Origin of the sequence: Streptomyces sp. NBC_01591 (genome assembly GCF_035918155.1) — a bacterium.
Lineage (GTDB): Bacteria > Actinomycetota > Actinomycetes > Streptomycetales > Streptomycetaceae > Streptomyces.
Window position 1 is genome coordinate 8,553,135 of sequence record NZ_CP109327.1, and the last position, 21,339, is coordinate 8,574,473.

11 protein-coding genes and 2 pseudogenes are annotated in these 21,339 nt (G+C 67.3%); 8 read left to right on the forward strand and 5 right to left on the reverse strand.

Translation table 11 applies throughout. From position 1 onward, the window contains the following. Positions 1–210: 210 nt before the first annotated feature. Positions 211–1,368, reverse strand: a complete 1,158-nt coding sequence (locus OG978_RS39565; RefSeq protein ID WP_326769841.1) for a nuclear transport factor 2 family protein — start codon at positions 1,366–1,368, stop codon at positions 211–213. Positions 1,369–1,463: 95 nt separating this feature from the next. Between OG978_RS39565 and OG978_RS39570 the strand changes: the two genes are divergently transcribed. From OG978_RS39570 to OG978_RS39575, 3 genes and pseudogenes are all read left to right on the forward strand, one after another. Further along, positions 1,464–2,375 carry a LysR family transcriptional regulator gene (locus tag OG978_RS39570; protein WP_326769842.1) on the forward strand — a complete coding sequence of 304 codons (912 nt, stop codon included), beginning with the start codon at positions 1,464–1,466 and terminating at the stop codon, positions 2,373–2,375. A gap of 260 nt (positions 2,376–2,635) precedes the next feature. Further along, positions 2,636–3,292, forward strand: a pseudogene (locus OG978_RS48525) (GrpB family protein); the annotation flags it as partial. 258 nt (positions 3,293–3,550) lie between these two features. Beyond that, positions 3,551–4,270 carry an MBL fold metallo-hydrolase gene (locus OG978_RS39575; protein WP_326769843.1) on the forward strand — a complete coding sequence of 240 codons (720 nt, stop codon included), beginning with the start codon at positions 3,551–3,553 and terminating at the stop codon, positions 4,268–4,270. A gap of 66 nt (positions 4,271–4,336) precedes the next feature. Here the strand turns inward: OG978_RS39575 and OG978_RS39580 are convergent. From OG978_RS39580 to OG978_RS39590, 3 genes and pseudogenes are all read right to left on the reverse strand, one after another. Then, positions 4,337–4,625: pseudogene (locus OG978_RS39580) on the reverse strand (transposase); the annotation flags it as partial. Between the two features lie 131 nt (positions 4,626–4,756). Beyond that, positions 4,757–4,957 (reverse strand): hypothetical protein, encoded by a 201-nt coding sequence (locus tag OG978_RS39585; RefSeq protein ID WP_326769844.1) that lies wholly within the window; start codon positions 4,955–4,957, stop codon positions 4,757–4,759. Next, positions 4,954–6,906 carry a DNA primase family protein gene (locus tag OG978_RS39590; RefSeq protein ID WP_442817811.1) on the reverse strand — a complete coding sequence of 651 codons (1,953 nt, stop codon included), beginning with the start codon at positions 6,904–6,906 and terminating at the stop codon, positions 4,954–4,956. The genes OG978_RS39585 and OG978_RS39590 overlap by 4 nt, the downstream gene beginning before the upstream one ends. A gap of 1,990 nt (positions 6,907–8,896) precedes the next feature. On the opposite strand from OG978_RS39590, the gene OG978_RS39595 reads away from it, so the two are divergent. After that, positions 8,897–9,391, forward strand: a complete 495-nt coding sequence (locus OG978_RS39595; protein WP_326769845.1) for an ATP-binding protein — start codon at positions 8,897–8,899, stop codon at positions 9,389–9,391. Positions 9,392–9,961: 570 nt separating this feature from the next. Then, positions 9,962–10,516, forward strand: a complete 555-nt coding sequence (locus OG978_RS48530; RefSeq protein ID WP_442817812.1) for a DUF2625 family protein — start codon at positions 9,962–9,964, stop codon at positions 10,514–10,516. Positions 10,517–11,063: 547 nt separating this feature from the next. On the opposite strand, the gene OG978_RS39600 is transcribed toward OG978_RS48530, so the two are convergent. Then, entirely contained in the window at positions 11,064–11,648 is a 585-nt protein-coding gene (locus tag OG978_RS39600) for an IPT/TIG domain-containing protein (RefSeq protein WP_326769846.1), read from the reverse strand. Between the two features lie 1,351 nt (positions 11,649–12,999). Here OG978_RS39600 and OG978_RS39605 point away from each other — a divergent pair. From OG978_RS39605 to OG978_RS39615, 3 genes are all read left to right on the forward strand, one after another. Beyond that, on the forward strand, positions 13,000–13,209 hold the full coding sequence (locus OG978_RS39605) for a DUF5988 family protein (RefSeq protein WP_326770299.1): 210 nt from the start codon (positions 13,000–13,002) through the stop codon (positions 13,207–13,209). A 127-nt stretch (positions 13,210–13,336) separates the two neighbouring features. Then, positions 13,337–14,671, forward strand: a complete 1,335-nt coding sequence (locus OG978_RS39610) for a beta-ketoacyl synthase N-terminal-like domain-containing protein (RefSeq protein ID WP_326769847.1) — start codon at positions 13,337–13,339, stop codon at positions 14,669–14,671. 137 nt (positions 14,672–14,808) lie between these two features. Continuing rightward, positions 14,809–21,165, forward strand: coding sequence for a type I polyketide synthase (locus tag OG978_RS39615; protein WP_326769848.1), 6,357 nt, complete (start codon positions 14,809–14,811; stop codon positions 21,163–21,165). Positions 21,166–21,339 lie beyond the last annotated feature (174 nt).

Here is a 21,339-nt window from a genome sequence, read left to right on the forward strand (position 1 = left end):
CGGCCGATCATTTCGGACTCTGCCGGCCACAACTCGGAGATCTCCCAAGGCGGGCCACCGGCCTCCCACGCCTCCAGAGTCGCGACGGCCTCGTGTCCCTGGACAGCGAAGTTAGTCGTGCGCAGCGTGCTGATCTGGACGGACTGGGTTGGATGTCAAGGGGGTATTCATGAGTGGAGTCGACCAGTGCGAGCATCGCTTTCCGCCCTCTCATGAGTGTCGGTGATAAGCCTTGTTGGCAATACGCCAGCTGTCGTCGGCGCGGACCAGCAGGAAGATGTCGGTGAACGTGTCGGGGCCGTGCAAGAGCGTCATGGTTGCGGTCGCGACGGTGCCGTGGACGTCGATGGCGTCGATGCGGCGGGAGCGGGTCGGTTCGTCCGGGGCCGGCTGGCCGTGGAAGAGAGCGCAGTAATCGTCCAGGCGCCATGAGACGAATGCGCCGTCCCGGGTTCCCTCGATGTGGGCGGTGGGTAGGAACGCGTCGCGGAAGTGGGTGGGGTCGCCGGTGGCGTGTCCGCGGATGTAAGCACGAAGAGGTTCGAACACGGCATCTTCCACGGCGGGGACCGTGGCGGCAGCGGCGATGTCGGCTTCAGGGTCGGCAGGCGTGTCGGCCAGGTTGGCTGCGCTGCGCAGGGGGGTGTTGGATGCGGCGGCCAGCAGAGCCATGTCCTTGGTCAGCGCGCCGATCGTGAATTCGGCCGTGCCACTGGCCGACTGGTTGGTGAGAAAGGTGCGTTTTCGGGCCACGAGCCCACCGAGCTGGCCGAGTTCGAGGACGTCCAGCACCTGGGCGCGGGGCAGGCCGAGGGCGTCGGCTTGCCGCAGTGAGTCACGCAGCGCGAGGACGGCGCCGGCGAGGCTGTTGTTGGCGATCAGCTTGAGGGCAGCGGCGGTGGAGGCGTCATCGACGCGCAGCACGGTGCCCAGCGTTTGCAGCACCGGTCGGGCTCGATCGAATGCGTCTTGGTCAGCGGCGGCGAGGATCTGCAGGGCGCCGGCGGCGGCAGCCGGCACAGAGCCGAGCACGGGCGCGTGGATGTAGGACTGGCCGAGTTGCCGGGCCAGCTTCGACGCTTCGGCGGGGGCGATGGTGCTGGTATTCAGCACGATTGTGTCCGTTCGTAGCGAGTCGCGGGCGTCGTCGAGGACCTGCTGGCAGGCCGGGCCGTCGAACAACGCCAGGAGCACGAGGTCGGCCTTCGCCACGGCGTCGTTCGGATCGCCGGTCGTCTCGACTGCGCATGAGGTGCGCCCGGAGCGAGTCCAGCCGACGACGTTCCAGCCCTGGGCAGCCAGTCGTGTCGCGATCGCGTTGCCCATGTGCCCCAAGCCGAGGACGGCAATGGTGTGCGGTGTGGTCATGCGTGCCAGAGTCGTGCACTGCCATGACTGCGACAAGCGCAGATTTCGCAGGGCGGCCCTGCGGGATTCGCATACCTGGTATGCATACTGACGCCATGGAACTGACTGTGTGGCGGACCTTCGTGACCGTGTGCCGACTCGGGTCGCTGTCGGCGGCGGCTGCCGAGATCCATCACACGCAGTCGGCCGTCTCCCGGCAGATCGCCGGGCTAGAGCAGCAGCTCGGCGTGGCTCTGGTGGAGCGCCATGCGCGCGGAGTGCGCCCCACACCGGCCGGCGAGGTGTTCCATCGCCACGCCCTGGCCGTGCTCAACGAGGCTGACCGTGCCGTTCGCGCCGCACGAGACGTGCGTGATGGGGCGTTCGACCGGCCGCTGGCCGTCGGCGCGACACCCTCGCTTGCCGCGGGCATCGTCCCCGAGGCCATCCGGGGCCTGCTGGAGGCCGGGTCAGTCCGGTGGAGCCTGCTGCCCGGCCTGAGCGCACAGCTGCACAGCCGCGTGATCGCCGGCGATCTCGACGTTGCTGTCGTCACCGATGCGCCACCAGGGCTGCCCCAGGACCCGCGGGTCGAACGCCGGTTCCTCGGGCTGGACGACATGGTCGTCGTCCTGCCCGTCGGCCATCCGCAGGCCGGGCGCGGCTCGGTGCACATGCAGGCGCTGGCCGACCAGATCTGGGTCGAGGACAACGACGGCTCGGCGGCGCTGCTGCGCCAGCACGCCGCCCGCGCCGGAGTCAGCGCCCGCATCGACCTGACCGCGGCCGATCTGCTCGGCAAGCTGGCCCTGGTTGCAACCGGTCACGCCATCGCGCTGATCCCCGGTGTGCTGACGTGCGCGCTGCGGGCCGACGTCACCACGGTGGCCCTCGTCGATCCACCGACCCGCGGCATCTACACACTCACACCACACGATGACCCCCACCCCTCCGCGGCGCTCCTGCTCGACCAGCTCGCGACAGCCTTCGCCTCGGTTGCTTGCGGGGTTCTGCGACAAGCCCTGTGATCGCATGGCCCTTGGACGGTCAGCCGTGTCACGGTGGCGGGCGAGAGACCGGCCGAGGAGCCGAGGAACTGCTCGAGTGCGGGCACGAAGTCGCGTATTGATCGCCCTGGGGATTCGAACCGCAACGGCGAGCTGAGGCCGCAAGCCGTACGACTCGGTACGCGATAGTCGGGACTCTCGAAGCGATTCGATGGGGCCCTGGCGGTCCTGGGAGACTGCAAGCATGACTGGCATGATCGTGGTCAGCGAACTACGACCCCCGATGGGCTGAGCGATTCCAGGATCTGCGGCAGCGACTTGCACCTCACGTCGCGGATCTGCCTGTGTTCATCGAGCATGTCGGAAGTACGGCCGTGCCCGGACGTGCTGCCAAGCCGATCATCGACCTTGACATTGTGGTGGCCGAAAGGGCGGTCATGCCCGAGCTGATCTCCCGGCTTACCGGGCAGGGTCACCGGCACGAAGGTGATCTGGGGATTCCGGGGCGGGAGGCCTTTCAAGCCCCTTCTGCGGCTCCCGAACATCACCTGTACGGCGTGGTCGCAGGTCTTCTGACCCCGCTCGTCCCGCCGCCCCACCACGCCCGGTGCTCCTCACCGAAGCCGCACACACGCTCCCGGGGCCGGCCCACACCCGCGCGATCGGCGAACCGCCCCTCGAAGTCGCCCCCGCCCACCCCTCCGACCACCAGGCGCCAGCATCCTCACCCCGTTCTGCGACGAAATCGGCACCGACCTCGACCAAGGCCTCGCCGCCTGCCGTCTGCCGCCATACGGATCCGCCCGGACGCTCTCGGGGGACAGGCGGCACGGGCACCGCCGCCGCCACCGGTGCCAGCCGGCAGCCTGCGGTGCGAGGCGTTCCGCCGCCCGCTGGACCCGATCCTGGCGAAGAACCGGCGGCACACCCTGTGTTGACGCCGTTGGACGCCCAGAGGCGCAACCGACCGATTGAGAGGTCGCGCAGATAGGCGTGCGTTCATGGCCGGCGGACTGGGCGTTCGTCCCATCGGTGGGTCGTCCGTGTTCGGACCCTCGTAGTGGCCTGCACGCCGCCCATTCTCTGCGGGTTGGGCCTGGATCCGAGCTGGGTCCGGCTGCCTCGTTCACGCTGCGCGCAATTCGCCGTCGGCAGAAGTACCTGGACACTCGCCAGCCCCACGCTAGCGTCGCATCATGGAACTCACCCAGGTCACCCCTACTATCTGGCAGCTGGCCTTCCCGGTCGGGCATGTCTACTTCGTGCGCATGCCCGACGGTTATGGTCTGATCGACACCGCCATGCCGGGGTCCGCCCCCGCGATCCTCGATGCCCTGACACGGCTCGGCGGCCGCTCACAGGACCTGCGGCAGATCGTGCTCACTCACTCTCACATCGACCACATGGGCTCGGCTGCGGATCTCGTCGAGGCCACCGGTGCTCGCGTCCTGGCTGGAGCCCTGGACGCCCCGTTCATCCGCGGCACGGCACCCGAACCCCAGCCGGTATATACCGCCCCGGAACGCGCGCTTCACGAGCAGATCGTGGCGGGTTTCTCCGAAACGTACGCCCGGCCCCTGCAACATGTGCCGGTGGACGTGGAACTGCACGACGGAGACACCATTGACGACTGGGGCGAGCCCGTCCACGTCCTGCACGTGCCCGGACACACCCCGGGAAGCATCGCGCTACACCTCTCCTCCAGCGGCGTGCTGTTCCCGGGCGACATCGTCGCCACCGCGGAGGGCCGGGCGATTCTCGGCCCGTTCAACGTGGACAGGGAGCAGGCTATTGCCTCCTTCAGGCGGCTGGCCTCGCTGGAGGTGGAAGCTCTGTGCGTCCCGCACGGCGAGCCGGTGTTCAAGGGCGTGAGCGAGGTGCTGCGGGCGGCAGCTCCGGAGAATGACTGGGTGTGAGTCGAGCGCAGGTCAATCGATCACACGGATAGCTGGAGGGGTGAGAGGTCGTTTTCTCCCAGTGTTTTATCCCGGGATCTGCTGTTTGGTCTGTGGTGTCGGGTCGCGCCAGGAGATGGTGGCTTCGCCGGTGAGGCGGCGGGCCATGAGGTCGGTCATGGCGAGGTGGATCACGGCTTCGGAGCGGGTGGGCAGGGTTTCGTAGTCGCGGGCCAGGCGGCGGTGGAGCATGAGCCGGCCATAGGTCCGCTCGATGGCCCATCGCTTCGGAATGGGGGTGAAGTCCCTGGTCCCGGGGGTGCGGGCGGTAGCCGCCGTCGGCCCAGACCTTGCGGATGCCGGGGTGTTCGGAAGACTCCGGCGCTCGGTGTACGGCAGCCCGGTCAGGCTACCGGGCGTTGGCCGATCGGGCGCCGGTCGACCGGCTGCCGGGTGGCGTGTACGCGGAGCCGTCCGTCGGGCGGCCCACGTACGTGGCGCGTCGGGTCAGTTGGTGATGTACCAATCGTTCTTGAGGTACTCCAGGGTGTAGCTGCCGAGGTCGCTCTCGGAGAAGGTGGCAGGGGCCCTGACCGCTTCGACCGGCATCTCGATCTTGTCGGGCGTGCGCACGACGACGTCGGTGTCTTCGAGCCGGACGAGGGCGTTCCCGCAGGCGAGTCGGGCGGGCTCGATGGGGACACTCATGCGTTCTCTTCCAGCTCAGGGTTCAACGCGATACCGGGGTAGAACTTGCGTTGGTTGGACAGGATTATCTCTTTGGGTGTGGCGATGCCGACGGTCTCACGGACACGTGCGGCGAACGCTCGCGAGGAGACCGGGTTGGCGCCCTCCAGCTGGCACCAGTTCCGGTAACTGGTGTAGAGCTGGGTTTGTTCCGCACGCATGGCGGGGTCCACGGTGCAGCACTCGCTCAGGAACCGGCCCGTATGGTCTTCGGTCTTTGCGTACGTGTGGGTGGCGGTGCGCACCCGCGGGGGGCCGGTCAGGTCGCGAGGACCGTTCAGATAGCGGCGCGCGCCGGTGACGAGCCAGTGCAGGATGCCCGGTCCTTCTTCGGCGACCAAGACGTCGGCGAGGTTGTCGATCTTCCGGTCGTCTGCGACGACCCGGTCGAACGGGATCAGCCTCATCCGGCGCCAGAACGCGTAGCCGCCAGTGCTGACTTCAGGGCGCTGGTTGCCGAGCAGCCACAGTGTGTGGGTGGGGGTGAAACTGAAGAAGTCCTGTCGCATCCTGCGGGCCTTGATCCGGTCTCCGCCGGTCAGTAACTTGACGCGGGACTCGTCGAAGCGGTCACCGGGCTTGGGTTCGGAGCAGACGATAATGCGTCGGCCGTGCAGCTCGGCGAGATCGGTGGCGTGCACCACGCAAGACCGGGCCATCAGGAAACTGGGCGGGGCGGCATCCGCGTAGTCCCCAAGAAGTCTGACGATGACGTCCAGAAAAACGCTTTTGCCGTTTTTTCCCTGTCCATAAAGGAATGGCATGATCTGCCCGCCGACATCGCCGGTGATCGAGTAGCCCAGCAGCTCGTGCAGAAAGCCGATCATCTGACGGCCGTCGGCGTCGTCGCCGAACGTGTCGGTGAGGAACCGCTGCCAGCGGGGTGTTCCCATCGGCCGGGCTTCCACGCTCGTGGCACGCGAGTGGCAGTGCCTCTCCGGATCCGGCGCGGCGACCAGACCGGTGTGGAGGTCGACCACCCCCTCCGGAGTGCACAGTGCATAGGGATCTGCGTTCAGCAGCGCAGCGTTGAGAGTCATCCCCGGCGCGGCCTTGGCCTGTATCAGCATGGCCATCATTCCGGATGTTGTCAGAGCCCGCCGGCGGTGCCGGCGCAGCTCCGCTCCGCCGTGCCGCCCGTGCGGGTCGGTCTCCGCCAGCCTTTCGGCCATCTCGCCGGCTGCCCACAGTACGGTGTCAGCCTCGTCGATCTCCCACCGATAGTTCGACCACCGGTACCAGCCCAGGCCCGGCACATGCCTGAAGCCCCGCCCGTACAAGGCGACGAACAGCTTGGCGTTGCCACGGTCACTGAGGGTGTCGGGCAGCAGACCGTGCTCGGTTGCCCGCATCGCCGTTGGCGCAGCTCTCTTGGTGGCCTGCGCCGGGACGGTGCTGGCGGGGGAGCCGGAGCCGAGCAGAATCTGACGTACGACCTTTTGAGGGTCGAACGGCCCGTCATCGTGGCTGGGTGCGTGGTTCACCTGCGGTCTCCCAGATCGAGCGGAAGGCGGCTGCCCGCAAGCAATCCCGGACTGGATGATGTGCGGTGTTCGGCGTTCCTGGCCCGGACGCATGTATACCGCAGCCTCCACCAGGGCCGCTTCCGCGTCCTGCGCCGCCAGACGGCCGGTGGTGGCCAGGCCGCCCGCGGTGTGAGCGGCTCGGCTGAACGTGGCGCTGGCGTTTTCCTTTTCTGCCACAACAGTGCAGTTGAGGACCGGGGGCCGCAGCGTCGATACGCTATGGGCCGGGTCCTTTGCACCCCGCAGCGCCGCGAGGCGGTGACATCCGTGCAGTGACCCCGACGGGGTAATCGCGATGCCGGGCAGCAGCTGGTTCCGTTCGGGCAGCGATGTCGCGTGGACATCGATGACGACCGGACCGGCATCGCCGCATGCGACACCCACCCCGGGGTCAGACTGATGCGCCCACGCACCGGGATACACCGCGCACAGGTCGTCGAGGCGTGGAAGCAGTGACGCCAGCGGCCGACTGGGCGACGCGGGCACTCGCGGAAGCTGTGGCCCGGGCTCCGGCAGTCGTGGCAATGGGCGGGGATGCCTTGCGACGGGCAGCCGGTCGGTTGCGCCGGCCGGGCGCGTCGCAGCGCGGTCGACAGTACGTCAGGCAACCGAGTTGCCGGTCGAGAAGCTACGGTCCGGCCTGAGTTGCTGTCACGTAGGTGCAGATCAGGAACCATACGTACTCCTTTCAGCGACTGAAGCGACTCACATTGCAAATTGGTGGAGCGTGGATAGGAACGAATGCCTGAGGGCTGCAGGAGCCCCACCCAGCTCCTGTTGCCCCACGTTCATCCGGTTGCGCGGGGCAATATTCAATCGAGGAACTATCTGGCTGAACCGATGCGGTGGCGGCAAGGATATGCCTCGTGTTTCATCTGCAAGATCCAAGCTCGATCAACTGTACGTGGAAGACATTTTACTTTCCGTATGGATGTGGGTTCTCCGGGGGATCCGAGCGACGCAGCGCGGAAACGACTGGTGGTTATGCAGCTTTGGCTTCTGAGCATCGCATGGCTCAATCGCCCGACCTGAAGGATTCGTTGGAAGCTTGTCGCTCGGGCATCAGTTCCACGACTGAGTCCCTCGTCGGCATGCGACTTCATGGGCTGCAGAAATGAGGCTGCACTATTCCGTGACCCGGCGTCAAACGATCACTGCAGTGCCGCGGTACGAGTCGATGGCCGACTGTACAGATCGCGCCAAAATGCCTGCTCGCGACGGCTGGTTGGGCTGTCTCGCACCGTCTGTGGACCGGGTGATTCGCGGTGCCGGGGCGGCGATCTGACCTGTGACGGTACGGATTTCAGCCGAGTCATTGATGTCGGCCGCAGCGTCGAAGTGCACGCAGTGCACAGATCGAGGGGTGCGATGTTGCGACACCTTAGGGCTTTGCTGTAGGGCGTTACCGGCCATCAAATTCTCTCACGGGATCAGGCCGAACAGATCACGCCAAGAACTGGCAGGACAGGCGGTCGTTAAAGGAAGTCAGCAGAAGCGATTCGCCAAGCAGAATCGTTGCGTCGCGTGGCACCGATTCCGCGGCATCGTGGGTTGCCCACGCGCATGAACCACTTCGTCCAGATGCTTGATGGTGGCCTACCCGAGGAGTCTTCGAGTGGTCCGAAGCGGAGGGCGTGGATATCGCCATAGGTACGCCATTCGGGTGACATCATGTCGGCTTTGTTGCTGTCATGTGCGCCCGAGAGGATAACTATCACTATCCAAACCGGTGGGCCGCCCACCCTCTCCGGGGGAGCGGCTGCTCATTTCTCTCGTAGCTGTCCAGGTGAGCTGAAAGCCTGGGGATCTGCCGGGTGGGACTGCCGCAATGGGCACCCCCGTGGGAGGGGTTTGGATCCGCCAGTCGGTGCCATTGGCACCGGCTGGTGCGGCGGCCCAAGTGACCTCTGTGGGGAAACCATGCGAGCTTCCTTGGCGACGGTTCCGACGTCCAGTGCCCGGTCTCGGACTCCTGAGTTCTGCGGTGAGACCGCTCAGGTCGATGCGGCGCGACGCCAGTCGGCAGGGGTACCCGTCGCTCTCACGTTGTGCTCGGCCAACTCGCTCACCGTCGCGCACGGCGCAGGGGCTTTGCCGGAGCACGGAGTCTGCCGTCTCTCCGCGGCACCGAATCACCTCCGGGGCTGGTGGCCGGCATCGTCCGGACCCCGCCCTCCGTGTCGGCGTCGGGCGGGTGTGCCCCGCTTCCCGTCACTGAACCGCCCACTCGGCTCTCGGCACGGTTGTCCCCGCCCGGGCGAGCGCATCGGTACGGCAGGAATCCCCAGCCGGCGGTTTATGCCGCGTTGTGTCCGGAAGCGCAGACCTGCTGCCCCGCCACCTGGGCAAGGCCCAGGACGAGAGAGGAAGGACTATGCTGCCGACTGCTTGGTCGGGGGTGCAGATCGCACTGTCCCCCCAAGAGATTGAACAATGGCCGGATACGGCGTCAGCCCGGGCCCTGGCCGACGGTTGCCCCAGCAGGCGACCGGTCTCGTTCCGCGTGCCGACATTGGAGCGAGCGGTGCCGGTCTGCCGTCAACTGGCCCGGCTGTGGATGGACTCCGAGGACATAACAGACGAAAGTGCCCGGTGTGCGGCCTTACTCGTGATCTCTGAGCTGATGACCAACGCCATCGTCCACACCAACAGCCTCTCGATCACGGGCCGTCTGCAAAAGGACGGTGACTGGCTTCTTGTGGAAGTCCAGGATGAGGGTGGAACCTCGTCCGTCCCGCACCGTGCTGGCAACGCCAACGAGTACGGTCGAGGCCTGGTGATGGTTGCGCAGTCCGCGCAGGCAATGGGAACGCGGCAGGAGACCGAGGGAGGCCGCACGTTCTGGGCACGGATCGCACTGGCCGGGTGAAAACCGTCGCCAACTCACGTCCTCAGCCCGGTGAACAGCGCCCGCGGCGCCGGTTCACCTCGTCGGTCGGGCGCTCGATGGCGAGCCCGGTCGTCCGGTGACCTCGATCGATCACGTGCCGTATTCCGGAAGCATGAAGCACCTGAGAGCGAGGTCATCCTCGTGCGGCTGGAGGAGCCCCGCATGGCCCGGTTGAAGCAGACATCGGTTGTGGTGCCGATTCAGGTCCCACACCGGCCAACTGAACCAAGACCGTGCCGGTCCAGAGCTCTGCGTCCCGTGCGGTCTGTGCCGTCCGCCGGTTCCGTTGATGGCGCACAGGAGGTCATCTCGACAGGTGGGTGCTTCGCCGAAGCGCCCTGCCGGTTGAGGCGCAAGGTGTAGACGCGACGATGCGGACATACCTGAGTCGAGGGCAGCTGATCGACGTCGAGGAACCGGCCTGGCCGGAACTCAGGGAGATACTCGGTGCCGGGCCGGTGTCCGTTGAGGTGCTTCCGCCTGAAAGCCCTGGGCGGGGCGTCGCTTCTCCAGCCGCAGGTGACGGCCAGATCGTACGTGGGCGCGGGCGTGCTGCACCGCGGCGGTTTCCTGGGCGACGGATGGTTGCGGGGCTTCGGCAGCCCCGTGGACGGGGCGGCGCACGGGGTGCCGAGCCTGGCTCGGGTCAATCAGTTCCCTGGAGCGCGTTCGACCCCGCATGGTGAGCGGGTACCAGCCGGGTGGTGGCACACGACGTGCTGGCCAGCGTCTTCTCTCAACGGCGGAGCTCCCGTCGGCGTCGGCTGTCCCGGTGCCTCTGGAGAGATGGTCTACTTCGCCCCGGATTCCTTTCGCCGGGAGGCTCTGGGCGTCGGCCACTCGGCGTGGATGGTCTGGCTGGTCTCCGGGGCGCTCGATGAGTTCTACGCGGATCTCCGCCGGCCCGGCCGGCAGGACGAGGTCCGAGCACTGAACAGCGACCAGGGCCTGTCAACGTTTCCCCCGTTGTGGTCTGCCGAGGCACGCCAAGTTCTCTCCGCGGCCAGTCGTCGCGCCGTGCCCATGTCGGAGTTGCTCGGCCTCGCCCGGGACTCATGCCGACAGTTCGATGGAGTTGATCCGGGCTTTCTCGGCGCCGTGTGAACTGGTCGCCCCGTCCAGTCGGCGGCAGCAGATCAGGTCCCGCACGGCTGCCTGCCGAGCCTTTCGCCGCTCCGAACCGCGGGATCGGTCGGGCGGCTCTCGCCGTCGCCGGGGTCCCGGGCTCGCCCCACGAGGGGCACAGGAATGGCGTCCTGCGAGGTCCCGGCCCGGCCGTGTCCTCGTGGATTGCCGGGAGGCGCGGGGGGAGAGGCCGGGCTGAAAGCGGCTCGGAAATGCCGAATCGGTGGTGAGTGGTTGCAGGCCGCTTGCGTCTGCTGGCTGGGGGGCGGCGCGGGGGCGTGGCGTCGGCGGCGGATCGTATCCCTGCGAACGCTCCGGCGGCGCCGCCTGATCGGGCGCAGCCCGCGTCGCAACGTTTCCTCTGCCGTTGCGCCTCGGGTCCGTCGCCGCCGGGTGGGCTGATCGCTACAGAATCGTCCCTGGTTCCGAACAGCGCCGGCCTGCGCGAGGAACTCGCAGGCCGGCGCTGTTCACAGCCCTGGCCAGTCGGCGTGGCGACGTGGCAGGAGAGGCCGTGAGGGGGTGGTCAGATGTAGGTGTACCCGCTGGGGACAGTGGTGGTGCCGGCCGCGGTGGTGACCACGACCGGGACGTTGCCCGCTGTGGCGCCGGCCGGGATGATCCCGAACAGCAGGATTCCGGTCGGGTCGCTGCCCAGCACGGTGGCCGGAACTCCGTTGACGGTGACAGTGCCTCCGTTCAGATTGGTGCCGTTGATCACGAACGGAGTGCCGCCGGCGACCGGTCCCGAGGCCGGGATGATGCTGGTGGCGGTGGGAGGAACAGGCGTGGACGGGTCCACGTAGGTGTAGGAAACCGAGTTGCTGGTACCACCGCCCGTGGTCACGGTGACCGGCACCGTGCTTGCGGCGTTCGCCGGGACCACGACCGTGACAGTGAGCCCCAGCACGTCCTGGGAGACGATGGTGGCCGGCGTGGTATCGAACAGGACGCTGGTGGCACCGCTGAGGCCCACTCCGAGGAGCTGGACCGTGTTGCCGCCGGCGACCGGTCCGGAGTTGGGCAGGACCGCCAGGAGCAGCGGGCCGAAGGGGAAAGGCAGTTGGGCGACCGATCGTGACTGGTCGGACGAGGTTGCGATTGTGGACATGGCGGATCCTCCTGCGACAGGCGGACCGTTGCGGTCCGCACGGGAACCGGCCGAGAGCGAAGGCGGGCTTCCCTCCTGCCCGACGGGGCAGGGGTGAGAGGAAGAACGGCTCTCGGTTCCGGGAAGGCGACCGGGCAGTGGCTCGCGGCGATGAGTCCGCTCGGGACAGGGGCGGACCCGACGGCGATCGGGGGTCGACGGACATCAGCCGCGACGTGCGCACCATTGCCCGGTCTCAAGCACGGCGAGACGCTTCACCGGCCGATGTCGGGAGCACCCACCGGCCGGTGGCTCTCCGCGAGCAGCCTTGCAGTGGCTCTGCTCGCCGAAGCCCTGCCAGCAGGAAGGGCTGAAACGGGCGGGCCAATTGCCGAGCTCCCCGGAGAGGGATGGGCTACCCACCGGTTCAACGACTTCAGTAACTCCAATTAATGAACTGTCATCAACCCCTGCGGTAATTAGTCACCCGATCGGATCAGTCTGAAATTTGCTCCGAGAGTGGCGGCCGGCTGTGGGCCGCTGCCGCCGTGACGGCGGCAGTCACGTAAAGATCATTTCACCGCAATCAGCCACTGCCGGATAATTGCCGGAGTGCGGGCTGTTTCCATTCGTGTGCGACATCTCGGCGGCAAACCGTCACGAATGCGACTTCGTGGCCGGTGAGGTCGGATTTGCGGAGCCTGGCGAGAAGATGAACCCACAGTTCATCATATTACGCCATACGGGTGAATTGTAAGCGGCCTCATTGCGGGATTATTCAGCTCTGTGGGATAACCGTTTTGAATCCAACCGGTGGGCTGCCCTCCTCTCCGGGGAGTGTGGCAACCGACGATCCGCCGCACAACTGGCCAGCCAGTTGCGTGCAGCATCGAGATCGTTCGTCGCAATGAGCGCCCCCGGGCAAGGAAGTGGCGGCTCGCATCACCTCGCCAAAGGGGCGCCATGCGAGTTCCCAGTGCTACCAAACCGTCATCAGGGCCTGTTTCCCGCCATCGGGGCCCGTTGTGATCCCGGCGGCGGTCTACGCCCGGACCCCCGCGCTGCGCCCTGAAACCGCGCTGGTCAATGCGGTCACGATGGCGCACGCTGCCGGCTTCGACCCCGCGGCGGCCATGTCATTTCGTACGCGAGGCCAGTCGCCGACACCGTCCGCGCCGCCTCCGGACCGGCTCCCGCACCTTGGGGAGTGACGCGCCGCACATGGGATTCCTGGACCAGTTGCGCGGCATGGTGACACTCACCGTTCTGTGGTGGAAGCATTTCCAGCTGCACTCGAGGCGGCGTGGCAGAAAACGATCGAGCCAACGTATCCGCTGATCACTCAGCGCTGATTCTCCGACTGGAGAGCACTATGCCTCAATCGATTCGTGTAATGCTCAGCGGAGGGCCGGAGAGCTCTCCGTCGACCTGGGAAGTGAAATCACTGGAAACTGAAACAAGAGTGACTGTTCCCCACTGGAACGGTTATGAGCATTTTGAGTTCGCGGATCACCATGCCGAACTCGATGGTGAAATGCTTCCGGTCTACCGATGGATCTACCGCACATACATTGCCGAATAGATCCCTGCTCGAATCCGGCCGCTGCGGAATCTCTTCCTCAGTAGCACACAGCCGATTACGCGCGAGGGCTACCAACTGATCCGGAGGGGATCAAAATGACGAATTCTCTGTTGCACGTAGGTGTGTCGTGAGCGGGGCGGCCCCCCTCTCGGGAGGCGGCCGGAACGCGCGGGATGCCGTGGTCACCGGTATCGGGTTCTGCCTTCCCGGTGACGGGCGACCCGTCTTCACCGCGGACGACCTGTGGAACATCGCCTCCCGAGGGGCCTCCTGCCTCACGCAGAGCAATGCCTACTACGGCTCGGTAGACCTCTCGGACGCAATGTTCGACGAACTCCTCCCCGATGTCGCCCCCTTCTTCTCACGCCACTACACCGCAGCGCACCGGTTCGGCCTGGTGTCCATGGCGCAGGCATGCTCGGACGCCGAACTGGATCCCTACTCGGGCGACCTGGCCGACGCGGCGATCCTGGCCGGACGCGGCGGCGTCGACGCGAACATCGACAGTTACCTCGCCGTGCTGCGAGCCGATCCCGAGACCATTCGCGTGACGGAGGCGATGGAACTGTTCGTCGCGGCAGAACAGGCCGTCACTCCCTCCGACGTTGCCCTGGTCCAAGGCGCACTGTCCCGATCGAAAGGCCCCAACTTCACGGTCTCGTGCGGCTGCGCGTCATCCGCGGTGCAGATCGGCAACGCCCGACGCCTGATCGCCGACGGCGAGGTCGACATCGCCGTCGTGACCGGCGTCGACATCTTCAGCGTCAAACTGATCCGTAACATCCAGCGCCTGCTGCAGGGCGCGCAGAAGACGTACGAGATCATCCGGTCCGACGACATGCCCGCGCTTCTGCCGTCCTTCGACTCCCTCATGCGCCCCTACGACCGGCGTGCCGACTGCATCAACCACGGCGAGGGGTCGGTGACCGTCATCATGGAAAGCCGCGAGCACGCCACCCGGCGCGGGGCCCACCTGTACGGTCAGGTGCTCGCCCAGGCCACGACCCGCGACGGGCTGACCAACCCTCTGGCTTCCGACGAGACGGGCCGCGAACTGGTGTCCGCCGTCCGCCGATGTCTCGCAGACCGCTGGGAGATCGGCCAGGTGCCCTACGTCCACGGTGGCAGCGACGGCAACGTGGTGGTCACCGCCTTCGAGGCGAACGCGATCAAGGAACTGTACGGCTCCGCCGCCCCGGACCTGCTGATGACGTCTCAGGAAGGCTGCTTCGGCCACAACGGCGCGCCCGCGGGCTGTCTCGGCGTCGCTCTTACCCTGCTCATGATGGAGCGCGGCGAGGTATGTCCCACCGCGAACTGCGAGCAGCCGGCAGACAACCTCACCTTCGACCCCGTTCCCGGCGTGCGCACCCGGCCTCTCGACTTCGACTACGCGCTGAGTTTCAACTACCAGGTCGGCGGGGTGAAGAGCGCGATTCTCCTGGGAAGCCCCGACGTCTGAGGCCCGCCCCGGTAACCCTCAGCCCTCCACGGCACCCGGTCCGACCCCTGCCCGTGCGCGTTGCGAGCCCGGATGAGCCGTCAGCAGAGCGGGAGCTCACCGCTTCCTTGCGCAGTCAATCGATAAGGAGAAACCCCGTGGGCCGACACAGGCATCCCTCGAACAAGGCAACGGACCCCATCGCTGTGATTGGCATGGGCTGCAGGCTTCCTGGCGATATCGACTCACCCGCAGCCCTGTGGCAGCTGCTCACCGAGGGGCAAGAGGCGGTCGGGAATCCGCCGCCGGGACGCGAGACGCTCTGGGCACAACACGGCGCCGAGCGAACCCCCGGCGAGCCCACACCTCCTCAGCAGGGCGGCTACCTGAATGACGTGTCCGGTTTCGACGCGGACTTCTTCGGTGTCTCCGGCCGAGAGGCGGACGTACTCGATCCCCAACACCGGCTGCTGCTGGAGGTGGCCTGGGAGGCGTTGGAGCACGCCGGATTGCCACCGGATCGATTGACCGGCTCGCCGACAGGGGTCTTCACCGGTCTCAGCTACAACGACTACATGGATCAGCTCGCCGGACAGCCCCAGGAACTCGAGGGCTCCATTCTGACGAACGGGCACTGCGTCGCCGCAGGCCGTATCTCCTACCTCTTGGGCCTGCACGGCCCCTGCGTCGCCCTCGACACGGCCTGCTCGTCCTCGCTCGTCGCGTTCCACCTGGCCTGCCGGGCGCTGCTTCAGAACGAATGCGATCTCGCCCTCGCCGCCGGCGTCACACTCATGCTCCGCCCCAGGACAACCCTGTCCTTTGCCCGGATGGGAATGCTGTCGCCCACAGGGCGCTGCCACACCTTCGACGCAGCCGCGGACGGCTTCGTCCGAGGTGAAGGCTGCGGCGCGGTCGTACTCAAACGTCTGGCCGATGCCGAACGGGACGGCGACCGCGTCCTCGCCGTCGTCCGCGGGTCCGCCGTGAACCAGGACGGCAGGTCCGACGGCCTGGCCGCGCCCTCTCCCACAGCCCAGCAGGCCCTGTTTCAGCAAGCACTCACAAACGCCGGGATCGACCCGCAGGACATGGGGATGATCGAGGCTCACGGAACGGGAACCCCGCTCGGTGACCCGATCGAGTTCGCCAGCCTGGCGCAGGTGTACGGCACCGGCCACGGCCGGTGCGCTCTGGGTTCCGTCAAGACCAACCTCGGCCACCTGGAGCCCGCCGCCGGGGTCACCGGACTGATCAAGACCGTCCTGTGCCTCCAACACGGGCTCATCCCCCCCAACGTTAACTTCACCCGCTGGAATCCGGCCATTGCCGCGGACAAGACACGCTTCTTCGTACCCACCGAGCTGACTCCGTGGCCCGTACAGGCGCCGACGAGGCTGGCCGCGGTCTCCTCCTTCGGATTCTCCGGCACCAATGCCCACGTCATCCTGGAACAACCGCCACAGGACAGCCGAACGGCCCTGTCACGCCGACGACAGACCCCTCCTGCCGCATCCGAAGTGCTCCTGGTTCCGGCCGGATCCCCCGCCGTACTACCGGCCGCGGCACTGCGTCTGGCCGACTGGCTGGAGAGCGACGGCGCGAAGGTACCGCTGAGCGACGTCGCGCACACCCTGGCCCTGCGACGCAGCGCAGGACGGGGACGTCTCGGAGTCGTGGCCCGTTCGACGCCCGACGCGGTCGGCGCACTGAGGTCGTTCGCAGCGGGCCGGGCCCACCCGGCCGTGGTGACGGGGCCGACGAGCATCACCGCCTCCCGGCAGCCCGTATGGGTATTCTCCGGGCAGGGCTCGCAGTGGCCGGGCATGGGACGGGGACTGCTGCAGGAACCGGCTTTCGCAGCGGCCCTGACCGAAGTCGACGCTCACATCTTCGCCGAGGCCACGTTCTCCGTACTGGACGTGGTACAAGCCGGTGAACCGGTGACGGAATGTTCCAAAGTGCAGCCCGTGCTGTTCGCCCTGCAGATCGCGCTGGCCGCCACCTGGCGCGCCCATGGAGTCGAACCGGCCGGTGTCATCGGCCACTCCATGGGAGAAGTCGCGGCCGCTGTCGTGGCCGGGGCCCTGTCGCTGAAGGACGGCGCCAAGGTGATCTGCCGGCGCTCCGCGCTGCTCACCAGGATCGCTGGAGCCGGTGCCATGGCAACCGTAGGACTGGACCGGGCCGCGGTGGAGGCCGAACTCGCCGCGAACAATGCCGAGTCAGTCTCCGTGGCGGTCCTTGCCGCGCCGAACTCCACCGTCGTGGCTGGCGACCCCATCCAGGTCGCAAGGCTCGTCGCCGGCTGGAAGGACCGCGGTATCCCGGCACTGACCGTGGCGGTGGACGTCGCCTCCCACAGCCCTCAGGTGGACCCACTGCTCGCAGAACTTCTCACCAGCCTTGGCGACCTGACTCCTCAGCGCCCCAGGATCCCCTTCTACTCCACCGTGCTGAAGGACCCGCACGAGGTGCCGGCCTTCGATGCCGCCTACTGGTGCGCCAACCTGCGCAACCCGGTGCGCTTCTGCCCGGCGGTGGCCACGGCCGCCGCGGACCGCAACCTGGTGTATCTCGAGGTCTCCCCGCACCCAGTGGTCACACACGCCGTCGCGGAGAGCCTGCAAGACCTGACCGGCGAACCGGTCGTGCTGCCCACGCTACGCCGCGGAGAGGACGAACCCACCACGTTCCGCACCCAGCTCGCGGCCTTGCACTGCGCGGGTGTGAGCGTCGACTGGTCGCCGCTGTACGCGCGGGGCGACCTCGCTGACGTCCCCACCATTACCTTCGATCGCAAGCACCACTGGGTGGAAGCCGCCCGGCCGGCCACCCCCGCCGAGCAGCGCGCCGCGCGCTCGGCCGTCGCCCTGCCGGGCAGCCACACCGAGGTGCCCGGCGAGCAGGTGCGCCACTGCTGGCAGGGGGACGCCGGAACCACGGGGCTGCCCTGGTTGACCGACCACCGAGTGCATGGAACCCCGGTACTGCCCGGCGCCGCCCACTACGCCATCGCATTGACCACCGCCTGTGAGGTGTTCGACGCCACCCCCGCCGACGTAGAGATCACCGACGTCTCATTCCGGGAGCTGTTACGTCTGACCGAGCACACCGACCTCAGCACGACCGTCACCATGACCGCCCCGGACCACGCCACATGCGAGATCTTCGGACGCGGTGATGACGGCCAGTGGGTGACGTACGCCTCAGCCGTGCTGCGCCGTCTCTCCCGGCCCACGCGCACTCACACCGCGTCCGTCGCCACCCTGGCACGGAGGCACTCGGTCACCGACGATCCCGCAGCTCTCTACACAAGACTTCGCTCCCGGGGACTGGAACACGGTCCGGCGTTCACCGGCATCACGGATCTGCATGTCTCCCGCAGCCGAGACAGTTTCTGGGCCCGTGTCGTTGTCCCGGAGCCCGCGCGGACCGGAGACCTCTGCTTACGGGTTCACCCTGTCCTCGTCGACCTCTGCCTGCAACTCCTGGTCGCAGGGCCCGTCGAGGACATCGGCCAGGGGCTGATCCTTCCCGTCCAGATGGGGGCAGTACGGATTCTGGGGGATCCCGCGACCGCTGTGTACTGCCACGCCCGGATCGTTGAGACCACAGCCGACAGCGTCATGGGGCATGCCCGTCTGCTGAACGAGACAGGCAATCCGGTTATGGCCATCGACGGAGTGAAGTTTGCACGCCGAAGCACTCGGAAGGCCGACCAGGTCGACCAGTGGTTCCTGGAGGCCGGCTGGCATCCGGTCCCACGTCCACAGGCCACCTCGCAGCCAGCGCCCGGAAAATGGCTCGTCATCGGGGAGGGCCAAGGAGACGCCGAGGCACTGGCCACCATCCTGCGCGAGGCCGGGGCTCAGGCCGAGGCGTGGGAAACCCCGCTGCGAGATGAGCGGCTCGGACCGTTCGCTGAATCCGTCAGTACACACCTGGAGGCCATCGCGTCCCCCGCGCGCGCCGTCGTGATGCTGTGCGGCACATCGCCCACCACCACGGACGATCCCACTGTGGGTGCCCAGCGGCGTGCCCGACGAATCCTCGCTACTGCCCAGGCAGCCGCCCGCAGTTCCACCCCTCCTCGCCTGTACGCCGTCACCCGGGCCGCCCGCGCGGTAGCGGCCGACGAGACCGTGGATCTTGAGCAAAGTGCCCTGCGTGGCGTGATCCGCGTCCTGGCGTTCGAACACCCGCACATGCGTGCCACCTTGGTGGACACGGACCACGGCGACCCAGGCCTGCGGAGCCTGGCCGCGGAACTGCTCGCCGATGGCCACGAAGACGAAATCGCCCTACGAGGCACCACCCGGTACATCGCCCGTCTCGATCACGCCCCCCTTGCCGCCTCCGAACAGGTCGCAGCGGCCACCCGCACTGTGCGCTACGGGGTGGACGGATTCCGCCTCCGGGCGGGGCGGCTCGGGGATCTCGGCAGTCTGGAACTCGCCGCGACCGGGCGGCGGACTCCAGGACCGGGCGAAGTAGAGCTGTGCGTCCAGGCAGCGGGCCTCAACTTCCGCGACGTACTCACGGCTATGGGCCTCCTGCCCGGCGAGCAGGACATCCGGTACCGGATCGGCTTCGAGTGCGCAGGTGTGGTGACCGAGGTCGGGCCTGGCGTCGAGCACCTACGCGTCGGCGACCCGGTGCTCGCCGTTCACCTCGAAGGCGGAGCCTTCGCCTCGTTCGTCACTGTGCCCGCGACCGTGGTCGCCCCGATTCCGGCCATGCTCGATCCTGTCGCCGCGGCAGGAGTGCCCACGGCCTTCCTCACTGCTTGGTACGCGTTGCGCCACGTCGCCCGGCTGCGCGCCGGAGAACGTGTCCTGATCCATTCGGCCAGCGGGGGCACCGGTCTGGCGGCGGTCGCCGTCGCCAAGCTGCTCGGCGCCGAGGTGCTGGCCACAGCTGGCAACGAAGAGAAGCGACGATACCTACGCGGCAGCGGGATCAGCCGGGTGATGGACTCCCGATCCCTGGACTTCGCTGAGCAGACCCGCAACGCCACCCACGGCCAGGGCGTCGATGTCGTCCTCAACTCGCTCTCCGGTGCGGCAGTCCGCGCAGGACTGGAGACGCTTCGGCCCTTCGGCCGTTTCGTCGAACTGGGAGTGCGCGACATCCTGGCCGACGCCCCTGTCGGGCTGGCTCCGTTCCGGCACAACATCACCTTGAGCACCGTTGATCTCATCGAACTCCAGCGGACCCGCCCCGACATGTTCGCGACCGTGCTGCGTGAGGTCGTCACCGAGTTCACCGAAGGCCGTCTCAAGCCGCTGCTCTGCACCCCGTATCCGCTCGCCGAAGCCACCGACGCCTTCCGGCTGATGGCCAGCGCCCGCCACATCGGCAAGCTGGTCCTGACCATCCCGAACCGAGGGAAGACCACTGCGGTCCTTCCCGAGGGACCGCCTGTCGTTCACACAGATGGCGCCTACATCGTGACCGGCGGCCTGCGCGGCCTCGGCCTGGCAACCGCGCACTGGCTGGCCGAACAGGGCGCGAGCCACATTGTCCTCAACGGCCGCACACCTCCCTCCCTTGCCGCCGCGCGCGCGATCACGGAGCTGTCCGCCGGCGGCACCCGGATCACTGTCGTACTGAGCGACATCGTCAAACCTGGTACCGCGGAACGCCTGGTGGCCACCGCCACCGAAGACCGGACACCCCTACGCGGTGTCATCCACTGTGCCATGGTCCTCGAGGACGCCGCGATCACCAACATCCGAGACCCCCAGCTGAAGCGCGTATGGAACCCCAAGGTCACCGGCGCGTGGAAACTGCACAATGCCACCGCAGCGCACACACTGGACTGGTTTGTCGTCTTCTCCTCCATGGCCTCCCTGCTGGGCAACCCCGGGCAGGGCGTGTACGCAGCCGCCAACTCCTGGCTCGACGCTTTCGCCGCATGGCGGAGCCGCGCAGGCATGCCCACGCTCGCCGTCAACTGGGGGCCATGGGGCGAGACCGGTGTCGCAACCGACTTCGGCAGCCGGGGCTACGAGACGATCCCGACCGACAAGGGATTGCTGGCGCTTCAGTCGCTCCTGGCACACGGACGCGTCCAGACCGGGGTGATTCCCGGGAAGCCGAGCACCTGGATTCCCCTCACCGGAAGGCAGTCCTCGTTCTTCAGCCTCCTTGCCCCGGACAACGAACACTCGGTAGACGCGCCGGAGGATTCCCGCGACATCCGGAGCCGTCTCGAGGGCCTCGCGCCAGGTATTGCCCGGCGCGAGGCCCTCGAGACCTACATGGCCGAGCACATTCGCGGAGTTCTCCGGCTGGGCAGCACCACTCTTGACCCGCAGACCCCTCTGAAGGCCCTGGGTTTCGATTCACTGTTGTCCATGGAACTACGGGTCCGTCTGGAATCTGACCTCGGGGTCGAGCTCGCCAACAACTTTGTCTGGCAGCATCCGACGCTGTCGGCACTGGCCACAGGACTAGCCGAGTGCATGGGCCTGGAACTGCAGAGCACCGATCCTTACCGGAACGTGTGACGCAGCAGCAGCCGAGCGGCGCAGTCGGACAGCCGGACGACCGCTACCGTGGCAGTTCCGGGCCTCATATATTGCACGGCCCAAACCCTCCTGCGGGGCTGAATCGCCCCGGTTCGAATAGAGACTTGATTCCGTGAAGGGATTGAGTCATGGCACGCCCTTCTTCGTATCCCC

Excerpts from the sequence above, each read along its gene's own strand:
- OG978_RS39565 (WP_326769841.1), bottom strand. The coding sequence starts at position 1,368 with ATGACCACACCGCACACCATTGCCGTCCTCGGCTTGGGGCACATGGGC.
- OG978_RS39570 (WP_326769842.1), top strand. The coding sequence starts at position 1,464 with ATGGAACTGACTGTGTGGCGGACCTTCGTGACCGTGTGCCGACTCGGG.
- OG978_RS39575 (WP_326769843.1), top strand. The coding sequence starts at position 3,551 with ATGGAACTCACCCAGGTCACCCCTACTATCTGGCAGCTGGCCTTCCCG.
- OG978_RS39585 (WP_326769844.1), bottom strand. The coding sequence starts at position 4,957 with ATGAGTGTCCCCATCGAGCCCGCCCGACTCGCCTGCGGGAACGCCCTC.
- OG978_RS39595 (WP_326769845.1), top strand. The coding sequence starts at position 8,897 with ATGCTGCCGACTGCTTGGTCGGGGGTGCAGATCGCACTGTCCCCCCAA.
- OG978_RS39600 (WP_326769846.1), bottom strand. The coding sequence starts at position 11,648 with ATGTCCACAATCGCAACCTCGTCCGACCAGTCACGATCGGTCGCCCAA.
- OG978_RS39605 (WP_326770299.1), top strand. The coding sequence starts at position 13,000 with ATGCCTCAATCGATTCGTGTAATGCTCAGCGGAGGGCCGGAGAGCTCT.